Here is an 18,687-nt window from a genome sequence, read left to right on the forward strand (position 1 = left end):
CGGGATTTATGGTCCCAAGGATACGCAATGCCGGCCGGGGCCGATTAAACCCCGGCTAAACACCCGTGCAGTTTACTCGAGGTAAAACGCCTGCAACACTTCACGCTGATTTTGGCCCAGGCCGTACTCGGCTTCCAGCCAGCGATCGGTTGAACCGTATTGGTCACGGATGCAGCTCAGGGCGGTCATCAGGAATTCTTCACGGGCGCTGAGCACGTAGGTAAATTGCCCCAGTGCCGGGGCGCTCAGGCGAATCGACAATTGATCCAGCATCTGCTCGCGGAAGGTCGCCAGCGTGGTTTCGGTCAGTAGGTAATCTTCCACTACCGTCGCCTCATCCGCTCCCAGAGCAAACAACACCAGCGCCGATCCTATCCCGGTGCGGTCTTTACCTACCGCGCAGTGCTGGACGATGGCTCCGTTATCGACATTGCTCAGCAATTGGACCAACTGTTTATACGCCGCATTACCGAAAGGCAACCGACGGTACAGTTCCAGCATAAAAGCCTGAGCGTCGAAGCCGGCCAACGTATCACTGGTCAACTTTTCCAGATTGGCATTCACTTCATTGCTCAACGGGTTGGCTGGGAAATGATGGTAATCGGCACCACTCCACAGGATGTCTGGCTTGGCCTGAACTTCATCGGCATCCCGGTAATCGAGTACCGAACGCACCGGCACACCGGCCAGGAAGGTGCAGTCGTCTTCGGTCAGACGCTCCAGTGAACCGGACCGGAACAACAAACCGCGCTTGATACGGCGGCCGTCGGCGACACTGTTTCCGCCAAGATCGCGAAAGTTAATGCCGCCATCAAGCGGCGCCAATGAAGGGTGAAGCAGGATCTGGGCAGTCATAGACGTCCTCGTGGTTATTGTCTGTAAAACGCAACCTGAGAGCAGCGGAAAAACCGGGCTCAGCGGATAAAGAGGCGGCCAGAAAGATGGCGCTGATGAGATTAACCGTAACAGATTACGGCTGAATGGAGAAACGGGCCGCGTCGGCGCCCCGTCGAACTACGAGATAATTACAGCAGGCGGCGCGCCGCATCAACTACGATCTGCACCGCTTTGCTTTCAGTGTTTTTCATAGTTTCTGCGTTCGGGATTTCCTGCTGGGTGCGGTTAACAATCACACCGGCAACCATACCGGCACGCAGGCCCTGGCTGGCACACATGGTCAGCAAGGTAGCGGACTCCATTTCATAGTTCATCACGCCCATCGACTGCCATTCTTCCATCGAGCCTTTGAAGCGGCTGACAACGCGGCCGGAGAAGGTATCGTAACGTTCCTGGCCAGGGTAGAAGGTATCGGAAGAGGCGGTCACGCCAATGTGCGTGGTGGCACCGGCAGCCTTGGCGGCTTCGACCAGTGCCGTGGTACAGGCAAAGTCGGCCACGGCCGGGAACTCCATCGGGGCGAAATGCAGGCTGGCACCGTCAAGGCGAACCGCCGCGGTGGTGACCAGGACATCGCCAACATTGATGTTCGACTGGATCGCACCGGTGGTGCCGATACGCAGGAAGGTACGGATCCCCAATTGCGCCAGTTCTTCAACGGCAATAGAGGTAGACGGGCCGCCGATGCCGGTAGAGCAGACGATCACCGCCTTGCCGTCCAGCTCTGCGCGCCAGGAAGTAAATTCACGATGGGAAGCCAGATGCACCGGATTTTCCATCAGCTTGGCAATTTTCTCTACGCGCTGTGGATCGCCAGGAACGATGGCAAGCTGGGCCCCTTGTAAATCGTTTTTAGTGAGGCCGAGATGAAAAACGTCAGATTGGGACATGCGAGACTCCTCATGGATCATGTTTATTGGGAGGAACAAAAAAGTACTCTACTGAAAATTGCCATTCAATTTCGTGACAACCATCACTATGAATAAAGAAACAGAATGCAATCTACATATCTTTTGTGATTGAAGTCACAAAAAAAACCAGAAGCTACAATGGTCATCTCAGATGCCCCAAGTCTAGTCGACAAAATGCACCGCCGTTGTTCAATGCCGTTGTTGAGCGCAAGGCTGATTTCCTGATGAAACTATTGACACCGCCACAGAAAATAACCTTATTTTATCGGTGACTTAGCCACAATAAAGGGAGCTAACGCACCTTATGGTATTAATGCAGGTCAACATGCGTAATAGCATGATAAAAAGGCAACAAAAATGCGCTACAACCAGATAATTATTCGTTTTTATATACCCTATAGCTTTCAAGTTGCAGCTAGGCGGCTAGCTCGCTCATCCCCAGGCGCTTACTCAAGTAAGTAACTGGGGTGACAAATCTGCCAGGAGCAGATTTGAACGCTGCTTGCAGCGGCCCCGATGGGGTGTGGCCCATGGACGGGCCACATATCTGAGTGCAGATAACAACGCTGCAACTTGAAAGATGACGGGTATAGACTTGGCCGAAAATGCTCCATCCGGAGCCAATAACGGGTAATCTTTCCTATAGTTAATCTCAGCGCTTTTCTCGATTGCACGGAGACCGCAATGAAAACCGATCAAGTGATGACATTAAAACAGGCTCAGGGGGGATTCACCCCGGCCGTTACACCCTTGGCTGCTTCAACCATTCTCACCGATGAACAAGGCATTCATGCCGGGGAAACCACTATTCCCTCGCAGGGTGACAATCTGCCGGCCTATATCGCCAAACCTGCAGATAGCAGCGGCCCCTTCCCGGTGGTGCTGGTGGTACAAGAGATTTTTGGCGTGCATGAGCACATTCAGGATGTCTGTCGTCGCCTGGCCAAACAGGGCTATCTGGCGATAGCACCGGAGCTGTATTTCCGTCAGGGAGATGCCCGGGATTACACCGACATCGGCGAGCTGTTCCAAAAGTTGGTGCTCAAGGTGCCGGACCGCCAGGTATTGGCAGATCTGGATCATGCCGCCCATTGGGCCACGCGCCACGGCGGTGATGCAGGCAAGCTGGCGATTACCGGTTTCTGCTGGGGTGGGCGTATTAGCTGGCTGTATGCGGCACATAATCCGCAGTTGAAAGCAGCCGTCGCCTGGTACGGTAAACTGGTGGGCGAAAAAACCCTGAACTCGCCAAAACAACCGATCGATGTCGCGACCCAACTCTCTGCGCCGGTGCTGGGGTTATATGGCGGAAAGGACACCAGCATCCCGCAGGATACGGTGGAAAGCATGCGTCAGGCACTGCGGGCGGCCAACGCCGATGCCGAGATCGTGGTCTATCCCGACGCCGGCCATGCCTTCAATGCCGACTACCGGCCAAGCTATGATGCCGAAGCGGCCGCCGACGGTTGGCAACGCATGCTGGCATGGTTCGCCCAACACGGCGTACCGGGCGCGAAATAAACCTCACCTCACGGCTGCCTGACCAGGCAGCCGTTTGCGATATGAAAAAGGGCGCCGAAGCGCCCACAATAATCACAAATCACAGCAAAGCATCCTTGCCCAAGGGTGACAATCAGGCCTGCTGCTCGCGCAGGCGCTGTGCTGCCAGCACCATGTTGGCCAGCGACTGACGGGTTTCCGGCCAGCCACGGGTTTTCAGGCCACAGTCCGGGTTAACCCACAGGCGTTCTGCCGGGATGTTCTGCGCGGCTTTACGCAGCAGCGCTTCAATCCATTCCACGCTTGGCACGTTTGGCGAGTGGATGTCATACACACCCGGCCCGATTTCGTTCGGATATTCGAACTCTTTGAAGGCTTCCAGCAAATCCATATCGGAACGCGAGGTTTCGATGGTGATCACGTCAGCATCCAGCGCCGCAATCGAATCCATGATGTCGTTGAACTCGCAGTAACACATGTGGGTGTGGATCTGAGTATCATCCTGCGCCACGGCGGCATTCAATTTGAACGCATCCACCGCCCAATTCAGGTAGGCGGCCCAATCGGATTGACGCAGCGGCAGGCCTTCACGCAGTGCCGGTTCGTCAATCTGGATGATGCCAATACCGGCTTTTTCCAGATCTTCCACTTCGTCACGCAGCGCCAGGGCGATTTGTTTGGCAATCACTTCACGAGTCACGTCTTCACGCGGGAACGACCAGCAAAGAATGGTCACCGGACCGGTCAACATGCCCTTCACCGGCTTGTCGGTCAGCGACTGGGCATACTTCGCCCACTCTACGGTGATGGCTTGCGGCCTGCTAATATCGCCGATGATCACCGGCGGTTTTACGCAGCGGGAACCGTAACTCTGTACCCAGCCATTTTGGGTGAAGACGAAGCCGTCGAGGTTCTCACCGAAGTATTCGACCATGTCGTTACGCTCGGCTTCGCCGTGCACCAATACGTCCAGGCCCAGACGTTCTTGCTCAACGATCGCCTGTTTGATGTGCTCGCTAATGCTGGTGCGGTAGTTGTTGCCATCCAAACGCCCCTGTTTGAAGTCCAGACGCAGGCCGCGAATTTCGGTGGTTTGTGGGAATGAACCAATAGTGGTGGTCGGCCAGGTCGGCAGGTTAAAGCGTTCACGCTGTGTTTGAGCGCGCTCGGCGTAAGGACGCTGACGTTCGCTGTCCTGCGTGGTAATAGCCGCCAGGCGTTGGCCGACCTGGGCGTTATGCACACGGCTGGACTGACGACGGGCACGGATGGGCGCGCTGTAGGCGTCCAGTTCAGCCTGTTTTGCTGCACCCGATGCGTTCAACGCCCCACTCAGCAACGCCAGTTCGCCACATTTTTGCAGGGCAAAGGCGAACCAGCTCTTCACTTCTTCGTCCAGTCGGGTTTCCACGCTCAGATCGATCGGGCTGTGCAGCAGGGAACAGGAAGTCGCGATCCACAGCGGGCGACTGCCCACCAATGGCTGCAAACGTTCGAACCAGCTGCTCAGATCGGCGCGCCAGACGTTGCGACCGTTGATGACCCCCAGTGACAGCAGCCACTCTTTCGGCAGCGCTTTATTCAATACCGCGATATCGTCGTGACCGCCAACCAGGTCAACGTGCAGCCCTTGCACAGACAACTCACGGATGGTGTCAAGATTGTGGCCAACGCTGTCAAAATAGGTGGTCAACAGCAGCTTTACCTGGCCTTGCAGTGCGTCATAAGCCGGTTTGAAGGCATTCAGCCACGCCTGTGGCAATTCCAGCACCAGCGCAGGCTCGTCGATCTGAACCCATTCAACGCCGCGTTTCGCCAATTCGGCCAGCACCTGCTGATAAACCGGCAGGATATCGCTCAGCAGCGACAGGCGATCAAATTGCTCACCCTTCACTTTGCCCAGCCACAGGTAAGTAACCGGCCCCAGCAGCACAGGCTTGATTTTGTGACCCAACGCCAGCGCTTCGTCAACCTCGTCCAGCAATTGGGTCCAGCCCAGTTTGAACTGCTGGCCCTTGTGGAATTCAGGCACCATATAGTGGTAGTTGGTGTTAAACCATTTGGTCATTTCCGCCGCTGCCGCCGGTTCACCGGTCGGTGCTCGGCCACGACCCAGTCGGAACAGTGTATCGAGATCGATTGTGCCGTCCGCATTTTGATGACGCGCCGGCACGTTGCCGAGCAGCAGACTGGTGGTCAAGACATGATCGTACCAAGCGAAATCGCCGACCGGCACCAAATCCACCCCGGCCTGTTGTTGCTGTTGCCAATGGCGAGCACGCAGCTCGCGGCCAACGGCCAACAGTTCTTCCTGCGTTGAGTTACCTGCCCAGTAGCTTTCCTGAGCTTTTTTCAGTTCACGTCGTAGCCCAACGCGAGGAAAACCCAGAGTGTGATTTAGAATTGCCATCGTCATATTCCCCATTTAGCCGTCCAGATGTTTACACATCCATAATCCGCAGGTACTGTATTAACCACAAGCGCAATTTATTCACTGTCACTGTGAAGGACTCTCATGATCGAACTGAAACACTTACGGACGCTGCAGGCTCTGCGCAATACCGGTTCGCTGGCGGCCGCGGCTGCTCAACTCCACCAGACGCAGTCTGCTCTTTCGCATCAGTTCAGCGATCTGGAGCAGCGCCTGGGTTTCAAATTGTTCGTTCGTAAAAGCCAACCGCTGCGCTTTACCGCGCAGGGAGAGATCCTGTTACAGCTGGCGGAGCAGGTTCTGCCGCAAATTCAGCAGGCGTTGCAAACGTGCCACGAACCGCATCAGGCCACGCTACGCATCGCCATTGAATGCCACAGCTGTATTCAGTGGCTGACACCGGCGCTGGATAACTTTCGTCAGAGTTGGCCACAGGTGGTGATGGACTTTAAGTCCGGCGTTACCTTTGATCCACAACCGGCCTTACAGCAAGGCGAGCTGGATCTGGTGCTGACCTCCGATATTCTGCCGCGCAGCGGTCTGCATTATTCACCGATGTTTGATTTTGAAGTGCGGCTGGTGTTGGCGCCGGATCATCCGTTGGCCAGCAAGCTGCACATTGAACCTGAAGATTTGATCGATGAGACGCTGATGATTTATCCGGTACAGCGTCAACGGCTGGATATCTGGCGTCATTTCCTGCAGCCAGCGGGCATCAGCCCGGCGCTGAAAAACGTCGATAACACTCTGCTGTTGATCCAGATGGTGTCGGCGCGGATGGGGATTGCGGCGTTACCGCATTGGGTGGTGGAGAGTTTTGAGCGCCAAGGTTTAGTGGTGACCAAAACCCTCGGCGATGGTCTGTGGAGCCGTCTGTATGCCGCTGTTCGCGATGGTGAGCAGCGCCAGGCGGTCACCGAAGCCTTTATCCGTTCGGCACGCCAGCACGCCTGCAATCATCTGCCGTTCGTCCGTGACGCTGCACGCCCAAGCGCCGGCGTTGCCAGCGTCAAACCGCTGGCCTCACAGCCCTGACGACCAGGGCTGTCTGCGCTTGGGCTGCCCGGTTTATTTACTGATTATTTTGGGTACCACCCAACGGCGATGCACCCACAGCGAAGCCACAATCACCGCCCCACCGATAATAAAACTTGGCCAGTGCGGCTGTTGCTGCCAGATGGCCAGATTCACCAGCAGCCCGGCAGGCACATGCATGTTATTCATGATGCCCAGCGTGCCGGCATCCACCTGCGTAGCGCCGTAGTTCCACATGAAATAGCCCAGCCCGGAAGCTACTACGCCCAGCCACACCAGAATGCCCCATTGCAGATTGGTGGTCGGCAACTGTTGCGGATTGCCCCACAGGCACCAGGCCACCACCGCCACCACCAACGCCCCCAGATAGAACCAGGAAAACGCGGTGTGCTGTGGCAACGGATGCACTTCCATCAGACGCTTGTAACCGACCATGCCAATGGCGAAGCTGATATTCGCCGCCTGCACCAGCAGCAGCCCCAACCAGAAATGCTCGCTAAGCTGGTGGTAACGGATGATCGCCGCCCCCAAAACGGCCAGCAACGCACTGAATACGTAACTCCAGCGCAAGCGCTGCCCACTGATCAGGTCATAAATCAGCGTGACATACAGCGGCGTCAGCACGGTAAACAGCAGGAATTCCGGCACCGTCAGGTACATGTAAGCACGGAAGCTGAACAGGTACATGATACCGAGCTGGCAAGCCCCCACCAGCATGTACATCAGGATCACTTTCAGTCTGATATTGCGCCAACGCAGAAAAGGTAGAAACACCAATGCCGCCAGGCCAATACGCATCAGCACCGAGAACCAGCTGTCGACCTGGCCCGCCAGATATTCGCCAATCAGGCTAAAAGAGAACGCCCACAAAATGGTAGTAATCACCAGAAGCAGCACGATGGGTCCACCCTAAAAATTCACAAAGGGCGATTGTAACGGAAGGCGGGAGAAGGGGTGACGAAAAGGCAGTTTACATCTGCTCAAAATACAAACTTTCGGCAAATTTTCACCGCTGGGTTAGTCTTAATAGAAAACAGGAGTCAACATCATGAAAACTTATCACCTGCTCTACGGCCTGTTGCTGCTGTCCGGATTGGCTAGTGCAGCCAACGGGGTTACCGAACTCAGCTCGCAACAGCAGTTTCTCAACCAACGCAATCAACAAACGCAGCAGCAGCGCATGCTAAATAACCAGCAGTTGGATCAGCGCCGCCTGCAACAACAGCAGCAGTTTGACAACAACCAGCAGCAACTGCAGCAAACTGCTCCGAACGGTGGAAAACTGCTGCCAAATGGCAACCAACCGCGCAATCCGTTCGATCGCACCACGCCTGCTGTACCTCAGGCGCCGCTGCCGACGCCGGTCAACCGAGGTTAACCATTGGGGAAATCGGGGCCAATCAAATCTATTCGGTCGGTGCAAATGCAGTCAACGCCCCAGTTCAACAACAAGCGCGCCCGCGCCGGCTGGTTGACGGTATAAACCAGAATGCGCAATCCCGCCGCTTTCAGCGCTGCCACCCGTTCGGCGGTCAGTTCTTTATGGTTGATATGCAACGACACGCAACCCAGGCGTTCGGTCAATGCCAGCCAGTTGTTATCCCACTGATCCAGAAGCAGGCCGCGTGGCAACTCCGGCACGGCGTGCTGCGCCGCCTCAAGCGCTTCCACAGAGAAAGAGGAGAGCAGCGGTTCGGTCTGGCCTTGCCACAACAGCCGTGCCGCCAGCGCCACCACGCGGCCGGTTTCATCGTCAGTGCCGGTGGTGGGCTTGATTTCGATATTCGCCATCATGCCGTGCTGCAGGCAGCGTTCCGCGACCTCCGCCAGCAAGGGTAAGCGTTCGCCCTTATAGGCCGAGTTGTACCAGTTGCCGGCATCCAGCTGTACCAGCTTATCCCACGGCAATTCGCCCGCCACACCCCAGCCGTTGCTGGTACGATCCAGAGTATCGTCGTGCAGCAGGAAGATTTGCCCGTCCTGTGCCAGCTTGGCGTCGAACTCAATCATTTTGTGGCCGTGTCGCGCGCCAACGTCGATTGCTGCCAGGGTATTTTCCGGTGCCAGGGAACCGCCGCCGCGGTGGGCAACAATATGAGGGTAAGGCCAGGCTGTGGTCATCATTCCATCCGTAATCCGCTATCGGTATCAAAAAAGTGCAGTGCCTGTGCAGGCAGTTGTAAATATAGCGTGCTGCCTGCCGTCGGCATAGTTTCATGCGATAGCCGCGCAATGATCCCGTGGCCACCCCACTGCCCGTGCGCCAGATTATCTGCGCCCAGCAGTTCCAGCGTTTGCAGCACCAGCGGCACACCACCCTGCCCATCGGGGAGCAGTTGAATATGCTCGGGGCGGATACCCAGCGTCAACCGGCGTCCGCCCCAGTGCGCCTTCGCCTGCGGTAAATTCAAGGTCATACCGTCCGCCAGTTGCAGTTGGCTGCCGTCGGCGCTCAGGGTGCCCGGCAACAGGTTCATCGCCGGTGAGCCAATAAAGCTGGCGACAAACAGCGACGCCGGGCGTTGATAGACCTCGCTCGGGGTGCCAATCTGCTCCGCCACGCCCTTGTTCATCACGATAACCCGCTGCGCCAGCGTCATCGCCTCCACCTGGTCGTGCGTGACATACAGGCTGGTGGTTTTCAACCGGCGATGCAGCTGTTGTAACTCCAGGCGCATTTGCACCCGCAGCTTGGCATCCAGGTTGGACAGCGGTTCATCAAACAGGAACACCGCCGGTTCACGCACGATAGCCCGCCCCATCGCCACCCGCTGACGCTGGCCGCCGGAAAGCTCACGCGGCTTACGCTGCAGCAATGGCTCCAGTTCTAAAATGCGCGCCGCTTCTTCTACCCGCTGTTGGATATGCTGTTTGCCAAAGCCGCGAATTTTCAAGCCATAGGCCATGTTGTCATACACGCTCATATGCGGGTACAACGCATAGTTCTGGAACACCATCGCAATGCCGCGATCTTTCGGCTCCATATCGGTCACACGCTGGCTGTCGATATAGATATCCCCGCTGGTGGTACGTTCCAGCCCGGCGACCATGCGCAGCAGCGTCGATTTACCGCAGCCGGACGGGCCGACCATCACGATAAACTCACCGTCCGCCACGTCGAGATCGATCTGCTTAATCACCGGCGTTTTACCGTCGTAGGATTTGGTGACTGCCTGTAGTTTTAAACCTGCCATTCAGGGGGTACCCCATAGTTGTTAGTCGATGGCGCTGGCTCTGTGCCGTTTCGGGGCAAGGCGCGCGCCGTGCACTTTGGTGGGTCCAAAGAAGCGGGAAGTAACGCAGTACCGGAGCGGCGCAGGGCCAGCCCTCCGGGTCGCGTCCAAAAGACGCCCCCTCTGTGTTGTCGGGCTTGTTCATAGACCCACTATGAGCTGTACCCTCCGCCGTGACGGACCGCCTTTTGCCCAGCGACGCCACGATTAACAACTATGGGATGCCCCCTACTACTTCTCGCTATCAACCAGACCGCGCACAAACCAGCGCTGCATCAGAAGAACCACCGCCAGCGGTGGGATTAAAGTCAGGATCATCGCCGCCATTACCTGATTCCACTGGGTCGGCGCGCCGGAGGTGGAGATCATGCTTTTGATGCCCGCCACCGCAGTACCCATGGAGGCGTCGCTGGTAATCAGGATCGGCCACAGGTACTGGTTCCAGCCGTAGATAAAGGTGATGACAAACAGCGCCGCCAGGTTAGTCTTCGACAACGGCAGCACGATGTCCCAGAAAAAGCGCATCGGGCCGGCGCCATCGATGCGCGCCGCTTCCAGCAGTTCATCCGGCAGCGTCATGAAGAACTGGCGCAGCAGGAAGGTGGCTGTCGCCGAGGCCATCAGCGGCAACGTCAGGCCGGTGTAGCTGTCCAGCAGGTTGAGGTTGGAAATCACCTCCACCGTGGGGAAAATACGCACTTCCACCGGCAACATCAGCGTCATGAAAATCAGCCAGAAAAACAGGCTGCGCAGCGGAAAACGGAAATAAACGATGGCATAGGCCGACAGCACCGATACCACGATTTTGCCGAAGGTAATCGCCAGCGCCATGATCACGCTGTTGAGCAGCAGCAGCGAAAACGGCACCTTGAGGTTGCCCACTCCGCCCTGCCAGATATTGCGGATGTTTTCCCACAGGTGGCCGCCCGGGATCAGGGTCATCGGCACCTGGAACACCTGTTTGTCGTCCAGCGTGGCGGCAACAAAGGCCACATACAGCGGGAATAGCACCACCAGCACGCCGATAATCAGCATTACGTGGCTGAAGATATCCAGCCCGCGTCGGTTCTCAATCATTGGTAACGCACCTTACGTTCGACAAAACGGAACTGGATCACCGTCAGGCCTATCACCAGCAGCATCAGGATCACTGACTGCGCCGCAGAGCTGGACAAGTCCAGACCGGCAAAGCCTTCGCGGTAGATCTTGTAGATCAGCGTGGTCGTGGACTGCACCGGCCCACCGCCGGTCGCGGCATCGATCACCGGGAAAGTGTCGAAGAAGGCGTACACCAGATTCACTACCAACAGAAAGAAGCTCACCGGCGTGATCAACGGCAGCACCAAATTGAAGAAACGCCGCACCGGGCCGGCGCCATCGATGGCTGCCGCTTCAACCAGAGAGCGGGGAATGGACTGTAATGCCGCCAGGAAAAACAGGAAGTTGTAGCTGATTTGCTGCCAGACCGAAGCCAGCACCACCAGGAACATCGCCTGCCCACTGCTCTGCGCGTGATTCCAGTTGTAGCCCAGCCCATTAAGGAAATGAGTAATCAGCCCCAGGCCGGGGTTGAACAGGAAGATCCACAGCACCGCTGCCACTGCCGGAGCTACCGCATAAGGCAGGATCATCAGAGTCTGGTAAATCCGGCTGCCGCGCAGCACGTAATCCACCAGCGCAGCGAAGAACAGCGACACCACCAGCCCGATACCCGCCACCAGGAAGCTGAAAATCAGCGTGGTGTAAAAAGAATCGAGGTAGTACGGATCCTGGAACAGTTGGCTAAAGTTATCCAACCCGACGAACTGGCTGGACAGGCCAAAGGGGTCGAGGCTTTGCACCGAATACCACAGCGCTTCACCGGCGGGCCACAGAAAGAATATTGCGGTAATCAGCAACTGTGGCAGCACCAGAACATAGGGTAGCCAACTGCAGCCGAAACCGGGACGATGTGAGCTCATCATTAGGGACTCATGAAGACAAAAAACGGGTGACTCGAAGCAAGGCGTCGCGAGCAAAGCCAGTCTGGGTGCGGACAGCGCACAGCTCCCGGAGTGGACATAAAGCCCATGAGGAGAGCGAGCACTGCCCAATCCCAGAATGGCAAAGCGCAGTAGCTGCTATTACTTAGTCTGAGACTCGAAGCGACGCAGCAACACATCACCGCGCTGCACGGCGGCATCCAATGCCTGCTGTGGCGTTTTCTTGCCGGTCCACACGCCTTCCAGCTCTTCATCCACCACGGTACGGATCTGCGGCATATTGCCCAGACGCAGGCCCTTGGTGAACGGCAACGGTGGCTTATTCAGCATTTGGCGCGTCGCAACGTCGGCGCCCGGGTTCTTGTCATAGAAGCCCTGTTGCTTGGTCAAGTCGTAGGCGGCGGTGGTGATCGGCAGATAACCGGTCTTCTGGTGCCATTCGGCGGCAATTTCCGGTTGCGCCAGATACTGCAGGAACTCGGCTACACCCTTGTAGGTGGCGGCATCTTTGCCGTTCATCACCCACAGGCTGGCGCCGCCGATGATGGCGTTCTGAGGCGCATTCTTGGCGTCGGCATCGTAAGGCATCATGCCCACGCCATAGTTGAATTTGGCATAGTGTTTGATATCCGCCAGCGAACCGGAAGAGGCGGTAGTGATGGCGCAGTCGCCGCTGTAGAACTTCTCGGTCGATTCATCTTTACGGCCGAAGTAGGTGAAATCACCCTTCTTGTTCATGTCCGCCAACAGCTGGATATGTTTGACCTGCAAGGGTTTGTTGAACTCCAGCTTGGCGCTGGCACCACCGAAGCCGTTGTTTTCGGTAGCGAACGGCACACCGTGCCAGGCGCTGAAGTTCTCCAGTTGGATCCAGCCCTGCCAGCCGCTGGCGTAGCCGCATTTCATGCCTGCTGCGCGCAGTTTGGCGGTGTCCGCCGCCAGCTCTTGCCAGGTTTTTGGCGGCTGGTCCGGGTTCAGGCCGGCTTTTTTGAAGGCATCTTTGTTGTAATACAGCACCGGGGTGGAGCTGTTGAACGGCTGGGACAGCAGATGGCCGCTCTTGTTGTCGGTGTAGTAACCAGCCACCGTCGGCACGAACACCGATTCGTCAAAGTTGATGCCCGCATCTTTGAACACCTGATACACCGGTTTGATCGCTTTGCTCGCCATCATGGTGGCGGTGCCCACTTCATAAACTTGCAAAATCGCCGGCGCTTTACCGGAGCGATAGGCCGCGATGCCCGCCGCCAGGCTCTGTTCGTAGTTGCCTTTGTAAACCGGAACAATTTTGACGTCGCTGTGCGACTGGTTGAAGCGGTCCGCCAGGGAATCCACTTCTTTACCCAGTTCACCCTCCATCGAGTGCCAGAACGGGATCTCGGTTGCCGCCAGTGCCTGGGTGCTGACCGCCAGGGTCAACGCGACGCACAGCGTAGTTTTGCGAATAGCGTAGGTGAGCATGCCTAACTCCTGAAAAAAGCTGGTGTATCCCCGGTATCTTTCAAGCCGCAGCCGCGTTGGCTTCCCTTCATCACCCCAGTCGCTTACCGATGTAAGCTCACGGGGATGCTGGCGGTCGCCGCCTGGCTGCAACGTGAAATCTATTGGGGCAATAAGCGCGTGAGCGAAAAGAATCAGTTTTTTGTTCGGAAGCTAACATGCCATGCTCGGATGACAGAAAAATAACTAAAAAATGACAGCAAGGTGACAGCGAAGTGAAGTGCAGATTGCGGTTTGATGTCGGCGGCGGGGAAAAGTGCCCCGCCGCCGTGGGGATTACAGAGAACGACGCAGGCGGGCAACGGCTTCCTGCATCTGTTGCTCGGTGGCAGTAGCAAACGACAGGCGGAAGGTCGAACGGTCCGGGTTGTCAGAGAAGAAGTATTCCCCCGGCACAAATACCACGCCCTGCTGCAGGGTGGTTTTCAGCCATTCGGTGGCGTTAAACGGCTGACGGAAGCGCGCCCACAGGAACATACCGCCCTTCGGCATATCAAAGCTGATATGGTCACCCAACTCTTGTTCCACCAATCCGGCCAGGATCTCGCCCTTTTGCTTGTAGGCGGCGCGGATCTTGTCGATCTGCCCCGGCAGACGATCCAGACCCAGGTAGCATTCGACGATGCTCTGCGACAGCGCGCTGGCGTGCAGATCCGCCGCCTGTTTGATGATCGCCACTTTATGCAGCAGAAACTCAGGCAAAATAGCCCAGCCCAGACGCAAGCCCGGCGCCAGGATCTTGGAGAAGGTCGAAGTGTAGATAATGTTATCGGCATGGCCCAGCACCTGCTGCGAAATCTGGTGCAGCGTGGCGTTACGCTCTTCGGTAAAACGCAGTTCGCCGTACGGGTCATCTTCGATGATCAGGAAATTGTGCTCGGCCGCCAGTTTTACCAACAGTTCGCGGCGCGCTGCACTCAGGGTGATGCCACTTGGGTTACCGAAATTCGGCACCACATACACACCCTTGATCCGCTGGGTTTTCAGCAACTCGGCCAGTTCTTCGACCACCATGCCATCGCTGTCGGACGACACCGACATGATGTTGGCTTCCGCCAGCTCCAGCGTCTGCAGCGCCGCTAGATAGGTCGGACGCTCCACCACAAACACGTCGCCAGGGTTGACGATCGCGCGCATCACCAAATCCAGTGCCTGCTGGGATCCTGCCGTGACCATCACTTCTTCGGCCGTGGCCGAAACACCACGCTGGGCGCACAGCTCGCAGATGCGTTCACGCAGCACCGGGCTGCCTTCGGTCAAACCATACTGGAAAGCGCTTTTCGGCTGCTCGGTGATCGCCTGATGAGTGGCGATACTCAGGCCTTCGAAATCAAACAGGGCATCAGAGGGGATGCCGCCCGCCAGCGAAATGACGTTTTCCATCTTACTGTGCTTGAGCAATTCACGAATTGCCGAGCTTTTTACTTTTACGATGCGCTGCGCGAGTAACCCTTCTGTGTTCATTTCTTCTTCTCATTCCTGATTATTATTAGTTCTTGGGACAAATCATCCACCGAGATAAGCGGAGCGCACAGCTTCGTTTGCTAACAATGCGGCTCCCGTATCTTCCAACACCACGCGGCCGTTTTCCAGTACATAACCACGATCGGCCAGTTTCAGTGCCTGATTGGCGTTTTGCTCCACCAGGAAGATGGTCATTCCCTCTTCGCGCAGTTGCTCAATGATGTCAAAAATCTGCTGGATAATGATCGGTGCCAGCCCCAGCGAGGGTTCGTCGAGCAACAGCAACTTTGGTTGGCTCATCAGCGCACGGCCGATCGCCAACATCTGTTGCTCACCGCCGGACATGGTGCCTGAACGTTGGGTGCGGCGCTCCAGCAGGCGCGGGAACAGGCTGAAGACCCGTTCGATACGCTGCTGATACTGCTGGCGGTCGGCAAAAAAACCGCCCATCGCCAGGTTTTCTTCCACCGTCATGCGCGAGAATACCCGCCGCCCTTCCGGCACAATCGCCACCGCCTCACGCATGATGCGCGAGGTCTGCCACTGGGTAATATCCTGATCGAGGAAAGTGATGCTGCCCTCGCTGGCACGAGGTTCACCGCACAGCGTGCCGAGCAGCGTAGTTTTACCTGCGCCGTTAGCACCGATCAGCGTGACTATTTCACCCTGCTTAATGTTCAGGCTGACCTGATGCAGCGCCTGAATTTTGCCGTAATGGGCGGAGACCTGATTAAATGACAACATTAAGCTTCCCCCAAATACGCCCGGATCACGTCCGGGTTGTTACGAATTTCTGCCGGAGTACCCTGCGCCAGCGGCGTGCCCTGGTTCACCACGTAGATACGGTCAGAAATGCCCATCACCAACTTCATATCGTGTTCGATCAACAGCACCGACACCTTATGCTGATTACGCAGCTCGACGATCAGGTGATCCAGCTCATCGGTTTCCTTCGGGTTCAGCCCCGCAGCCGGCTCGTCCAGCATCAGCAGCTCCGGCCGGGTCACCATGCAACGCGCAATCTCCAACCGCCGCTGCTGGCCGTAAGCCAAGTTGCCTGCCGAGCGATTAGCCATCTCCAGCAGGCCAACCCGCTGCAGCCACACCGCAGCACGTTCCAGCGCGTCGGCTTCGGCACGACGGAAGGCCGGCGTTTTCAACAGCCCGGCGAAAACGCCGCTTTTCAGATGCTGGTGCTGCGCAACCAGCAGGTTTTCAATCACCGTCATTTCACGGAACAGCCGCACATGTTGGAAAGTCCGCACTACGCCCATGCGAGCGATGTTTTGGCCGGATAACCCTTCCAGGTGGCGTTCGCGCAGTTTAATGGTACCGCCGGTTGGGTGGTAGAAACCGGTCAGGCAGTTAAATACCGTGGTTTTTCCGGCACCGTTCGGGCCGATCAGCGAAACGATTTCGCCTTCATTGAGTTCCAGCGCCACGTTATTGACCGCCAGCAGGCCGCCGAAACGCATCGACAACCCTTCGACCTTCAGCAAAGGTTGCGTACTCATGCCTGTTCCCCCTTGCTCGCGTGGATATCCGCCGCTTTCAGTTTCAGCTGTGGCCGCTTCATCGGCAGCAACCCCTGTGGTCGCCAAATCATCATCAAGACCATCAGGGCTCCCAGCAGCAACATGCTGTATTCGTTCAGATCGCGCATCATTTCACGCGACACCACCAGCAGAATAGCCGCCAGGATCACGGCAAACTGCGACCCCATGCCACCCAAAACCACGATCGCCAACACAAAGGCCGACTCGACAAAGGTAAAGGACTCCGGACTGACAAAGCCCTGACGCGCGGCAAACAGCGTACCGGCAAAACCGGCAAAGGCGGCGCTGATGGTAAAAGCGGTCAGCTTGATTTTGGTCGGGTTAAGGCCCAGTGAACGGCAGGCGATTTCATCTTCGCGCAGTGCTTCCCAGGCACGGCCCAGCGGCATGCGCAGCAGGCGGTTGATCACAAACAGCGTCAGTACCACCAGCAGCAGAGCCACCAAATACAGAAACACAATGCGATCGCTCGGATCGTATTTCAGGCCAAAGAAGTTGTGGAAGGTATCCCAGCCACCGTCGCGCACGCTGCGGTTGAACTCCAGCCCAAAGAAGGTCGGTTTCGGGATCTGGCTGATACCGTTCGGCCCGCCGGTGATCTCGGTATTGTTCAGCAGCAGGATGCGCACGATCTCCCCGAAGCCCAGGGTCACAATCGCCAGGTAATCGCCGCGCAGTCGCAGCACCGGGAAACCGAGCAGGAAACCGAAGATGGCGGTGACGATGCCCGCCAGCGGCAGGCTTTCCCAGAAGCCGAGACCGTAATAATGGTTCAGCAGCGCATAAGTGTAGGCGCCGATGGCGTAAAAACCGCCGTAACCCAGCACCAGCAGGCCGGACAACCCGACCACCACGTTCAGGCCCAGACCCAGCATCACGTAGATCAAGGTCAGGGTGGCGATGTCCACCGTGCCGCGCGAGACCAGGAACGGCCAGGCGACGGCGGCAACAATGATCGCCGCGGCCAGCAGCTTCTGGCGTGCAGTGGTACCATCAAAACTCGGCAAGACGAATGACGGGCCAGAGATTTTCTTCAGCCCTTGCTGCATCAGTGGACGCAACAATTGGAAGAAAAACACGATGACGCAGCCAATGCCGATCCACATCCAGCGCACTTCCGCCGCGCCATGCACCACCAGTTTGGTGCCGTCGAGACTCAGTTGCATCCCCATCAAGAATGAAGCCATCACAAACAGCACCAGCGTGGCGATAAACGCATTGAGCAGATTGAGTTTCATACCTTCTCAACCTCCGGACGCCCAAGGATGCCGGTTGGCATGATCAGCAACACCACGATCAGCAGCGCGAACGACACCACATCTTTATATTCAGTGCTCAGGTAGGCCGAGGTCAGCGCTTCCGCCACACCCAGTACCAGGCCACCAATCATTGCGCCGGGAATGCTGCCGATACCGCCCAGCACCGCCGCGGTGAAGGCTTTCATGCCGGCCATAAAGCCGATGTAGGGGTTGATCACTCCGTAGAACTGGCCCAGCAGCACGCCGGCCACTGCCGCCATTATCGCACCAATTACGAAGGTCAGTGAGATAACCCGGTCGGTATTGATGCCCAACAGGCTGGCCATCTTCAAATCTTCCGCGCAGGCACGGCAGGCGCGGCCCATGCGTGAATAACGAATAAATATCGTCAGCGCCAACATCGCCAGGAAGGTGACGCCCCAGATAATCACCTGCATGGTAGTGATGGTGGCGGCAAAACCGTTACTTTCACCCAGCACCCACTGGCCGGTGACCAGGCTAGGCAGCGCCAGATCGCGCGAACCCTGTGTCAGGCTGACGTAGTTTTGCAGGAATATCGACATCCCGATGGCGGAGATCAGCGCGATCAAACGTTTGGAGTTGCGCACCGGCTTGTAGGCCACCCGCTCAATGCTCCAGCCGTAGGCGCTGGCAATGACGATCGACACCAGGAACCCGGCGCCAATCAGCAACCAGCTCACGTCGATGCCCACCATCATCAGGGCGGCAATAACAATAAAGGAGACATAGCTGCCGATCATATACACCTCGCCGTGGGCGAAGTTGATCATGCCGATGATGCCGTAGACCATGGTGTAACCGATGGCGATCAATGCATAGGTGCTGCCCAACGTGACGCCGTTGAACATCTGCTGCAGAAAATAGAGAACCTGCTCTGACATACTCTAACCCTTGGCTG

17 protein-coding genes are annotated in these 18,687 nt (G+C 57.0%); 3 read left to right on the top strand and 14 right to left on the bottom strand.

All coding sequences use genetic code 11. From position 1 onward, the window contains the following. Window positions 1–72 precede the first annotated feature (72 nt). Both ACUTSU_RS15495 and udp read right to left on the bottom strand, forming a co-directional pair. Window positions 73–855 (bottom strand): tyrosine-protein phosphatase, encoded by a 783-nt coding sequence (locus tag ACUTSU_RS15495; protein ID WP_445652166.1) that lies wholly within the window; start codon window positions 853–855, stop codon window positions 73–75. 170 nt (window positions 856–1,025) lie between these two features. Then, the gene (udp, locus tag ACUTSU_RS15500; protein ID WP_153858756.1) at window positions 1,026–1,787 is read right to left on the bottom strand and encodes a uridine phosphorylase; all 762 of its coding nucleotides are present in this window, start codon (window positions 1,785–1,787) and stop codon (window positions 1,026–1,028) included. A gap of 705 nt (window positions 1,788–2,492) precedes the next feature. Here udp and ACUTSU_RS15505 point away from each other — a divergent pair. After that, window positions 2,493–3,329: a dienelactone hydrolase family protein gene (locus ACUTSU_RS15505; RefSeq protein ID WP_445652167.1), complete on the top strand. Its 837-nt coding sequence runs from the start codon at window positions 2,493–2,495 to the stop codon at window positions 3,327–3,329. 112 nt (window positions 3,330–3,441) lie between these two features. Here ACUTSU_RS15505 and metE read toward each other — a convergent pair whose 3' ends face one another. After that, window positions 3,442–5,718 (bottom strand): 5-methyltetrahydropteroyltriglutamate--homocysteine S-methyltransferase, encoded by a 2,277-nt coding sequence (gene metE / locus ACUTSU_RS15510; RefSeq protein ID WP_445652168.1) that lies wholly within the window; start codon window positions 5,716–5,718, stop codon window positions 3,442–3,444. A 105-nt stretch (window positions 5,719–5,823) separates the two neighbouring features. Here metE and metR point away from each other — a divergent pair, with 105 nt between their 5' ends. Further along, window positions 5,824–6,774: an HTH-type transcriptional regulator MetR gene (gene metR / locus ACUTSU_RS15515; protein ID WP_012004711.1), complete on the top strand. Its 951-nt coding sequence runs from the start codon at window positions 5,824–5,826 to the stop codon at window positions 6,772–6,774. Between the two features lie 33 nt (window positions 6,775–6,807). Here the strand turns inward: metR and ACUTSU_RS15520 are convergent, their stop codons facing one another. Further along, window positions 6,808–7,671, bottom strand: coding sequence for a carboxylate/amino acid/amine transporter (locus ACUTSU_RS15520; RefSeq protein ID WP_445652169.1), 864 nt, complete (start codon window positions 7,669–7,671; stop codon window positions 6,808–6,810). 151 nt (window positions 7,672–7,822) lie between these two features. On the opposite strand from ACUTSU_RS15520, the gene ACUTSU_RS15525 reads away from it, so the two are divergent. Then, window positions 7,823–8,152 carry a hypothetical protein gene (locus ACUTSU_RS15525; RefSeq protein ID WP_445652170.1) on the top strand — a complete coding sequence of 110 codons (330 nt, stop codon included), beginning with the start codon at window positions 7,823–7,825 and terminating at the stop codon, window positions 8,150–8,152. Here the strand turns inward: ACUTSU_RS15525 and ugpQ are convergent. The 10 genes from ugpQ to livH form a co-directional block, all read right to left on the bottom strand. Further along, complete coding sequence (ugpQ, locus tag ACUTSU_RS15530; RefSeq protein ID WP_445652254.1) at window positions 8,149–8,895, bottom strand: glycerophosphodiester phosphodiesterase; 747 nt, start codon at window positions 8,893–8,895, stop codon at window positions 8,149–8,151. The genes ACUTSU_RS15525 and ugpQ overlap by 4 nt on opposite strands. After that, window positions 8,895–9,968, bottom strand: a complete 1,074-nt coding sequence (locus tag ACUTSU_RS15535) for a sn-glycerol-3-phosphate import ATP-binding protein UgpC (protein WP_445652171.1) — start codon at window positions 9,966–9,968, stop codon at window positions 8,895–8,897. Before ACUTSU_RS15535 ends, ugpQ begins: the two co-directional genes overlap by 1 nt. 270 nt (window positions 9,969–10,238) lie before the next feature. After that, window positions 10,239–11,084, bottom strand: a complete 846-nt coding sequence (ugpE, locus tag ACUTSU_RS15540) for a sn-glycerol-3-phosphate ABC transporter permease UgpE (RefSeq protein ID WP_445652172.1) — start codon at window positions 11,082–11,084, stop codon at window positions 10,239–10,241. Then, a complete protein-coding gene (ugpA, locus tag ACUTSU_RS15545; RefSeq protein ID WP_445654390.1) occupies window positions 11,081–11,968 on the bottom strand; it encodes a sn-glycerol-3-phosphate ABC transporter permease UgpA in 888 nt (295 codons plus the stop codon). Before ugpA ends, ugpE begins: the two co-directional genes overlap by 4 nt. A gap of 162 nt (window positions 11,969–12,130) precedes the next feature. Next, window positions 12,131–13,450, bottom strand: coding sequence for a sn-glycerol-3-phosphate ABC transporter substrate-binding protein UgpB (gene ugpB / locus ACUTSU_RS15550; protein ID WP_445652174.1), 1,320 nt, complete (start codon window positions 13,448–13,450; stop codon window positions 12,131–12,133). A gap of 315 nt (window positions 13,451–13,765) precedes the next feature. Then, window positions 13,766–14,953 carry an aminotransferase-like domain-containing protein gene (locus tag ACUTSU_RS15555; protein WP_445654369.1) on the bottom strand — a complete coding sequence of 396 codons (1,188 nt, stop codon included), beginning with the start codon at window positions 14,951–14,953 and terminating at the stop codon, window positions 13,766–13,768. 42 nt (window positions 14,954–14,995) lie between these two features. After that, window positions 14,996–15,697: a high-affinity branched-chain amino acid ABC transporter ATP-binding protein LivF gene (gene livF, locus ACUTSU_RS15560; protein ID WP_445654370.1), complete on the bottom strand. Its 702-nt coding sequence runs from the start codon at window positions 15,695–15,697 to the stop codon at window positions 14,996–14,998. Then, window positions 15,697–16,467 carry a high-affinity branched-chain amino acid ABC transporter ATP-binding protein LivG gene (gene livG / locus ACUTSU_RS15565; RefSeq protein WP_445652177.1) on the bottom strand — a complete coding sequence of 257 codons (771 nt, stop codon included), beginning with the start codon at window positions 16,465–16,467 and terminating at the stop codon, window positions 15,697–15,699. The genes livF and livG overlap by 1 nt, the downstream gene beginning before the upstream one ends. Continuing rightward, window positions 16,464–17,747, bottom strand: coding sequence for a high-affinity branched-chain amino acid ABC transporter permease LivM (locus ACUTSU_RS15570; protein WP_445652178.1), 1,284 nt, complete (start codon window positions 17,745–17,747; stop codon window positions 16,464–16,466). The genes livG and ACUTSU_RS15570 overlap by 4 nt, the downstream gene beginning before the upstream one ends. Continuing rightward, window positions 17,744–18,670: a high-affinity branched-chain amino acid ABC transporter permease LivH gene (livH, locus tag ACUTSU_RS15575; RefSeq protein WP_445652179.1), complete on the bottom strand. Its 927-nt coding sequence runs from the start codon at window positions 18,668–18,670 to the stop codon at window positions 17,744–17,746. Before livH ends, ACUTSU_RS15570 begins: the two co-directional genes overlap by 4 nt. Window positions 18,671–18,687: the final 17 nt, after the last annotated feature.

Source organism: Serratia sp. NA_13 (assembly GCF_052691735.1).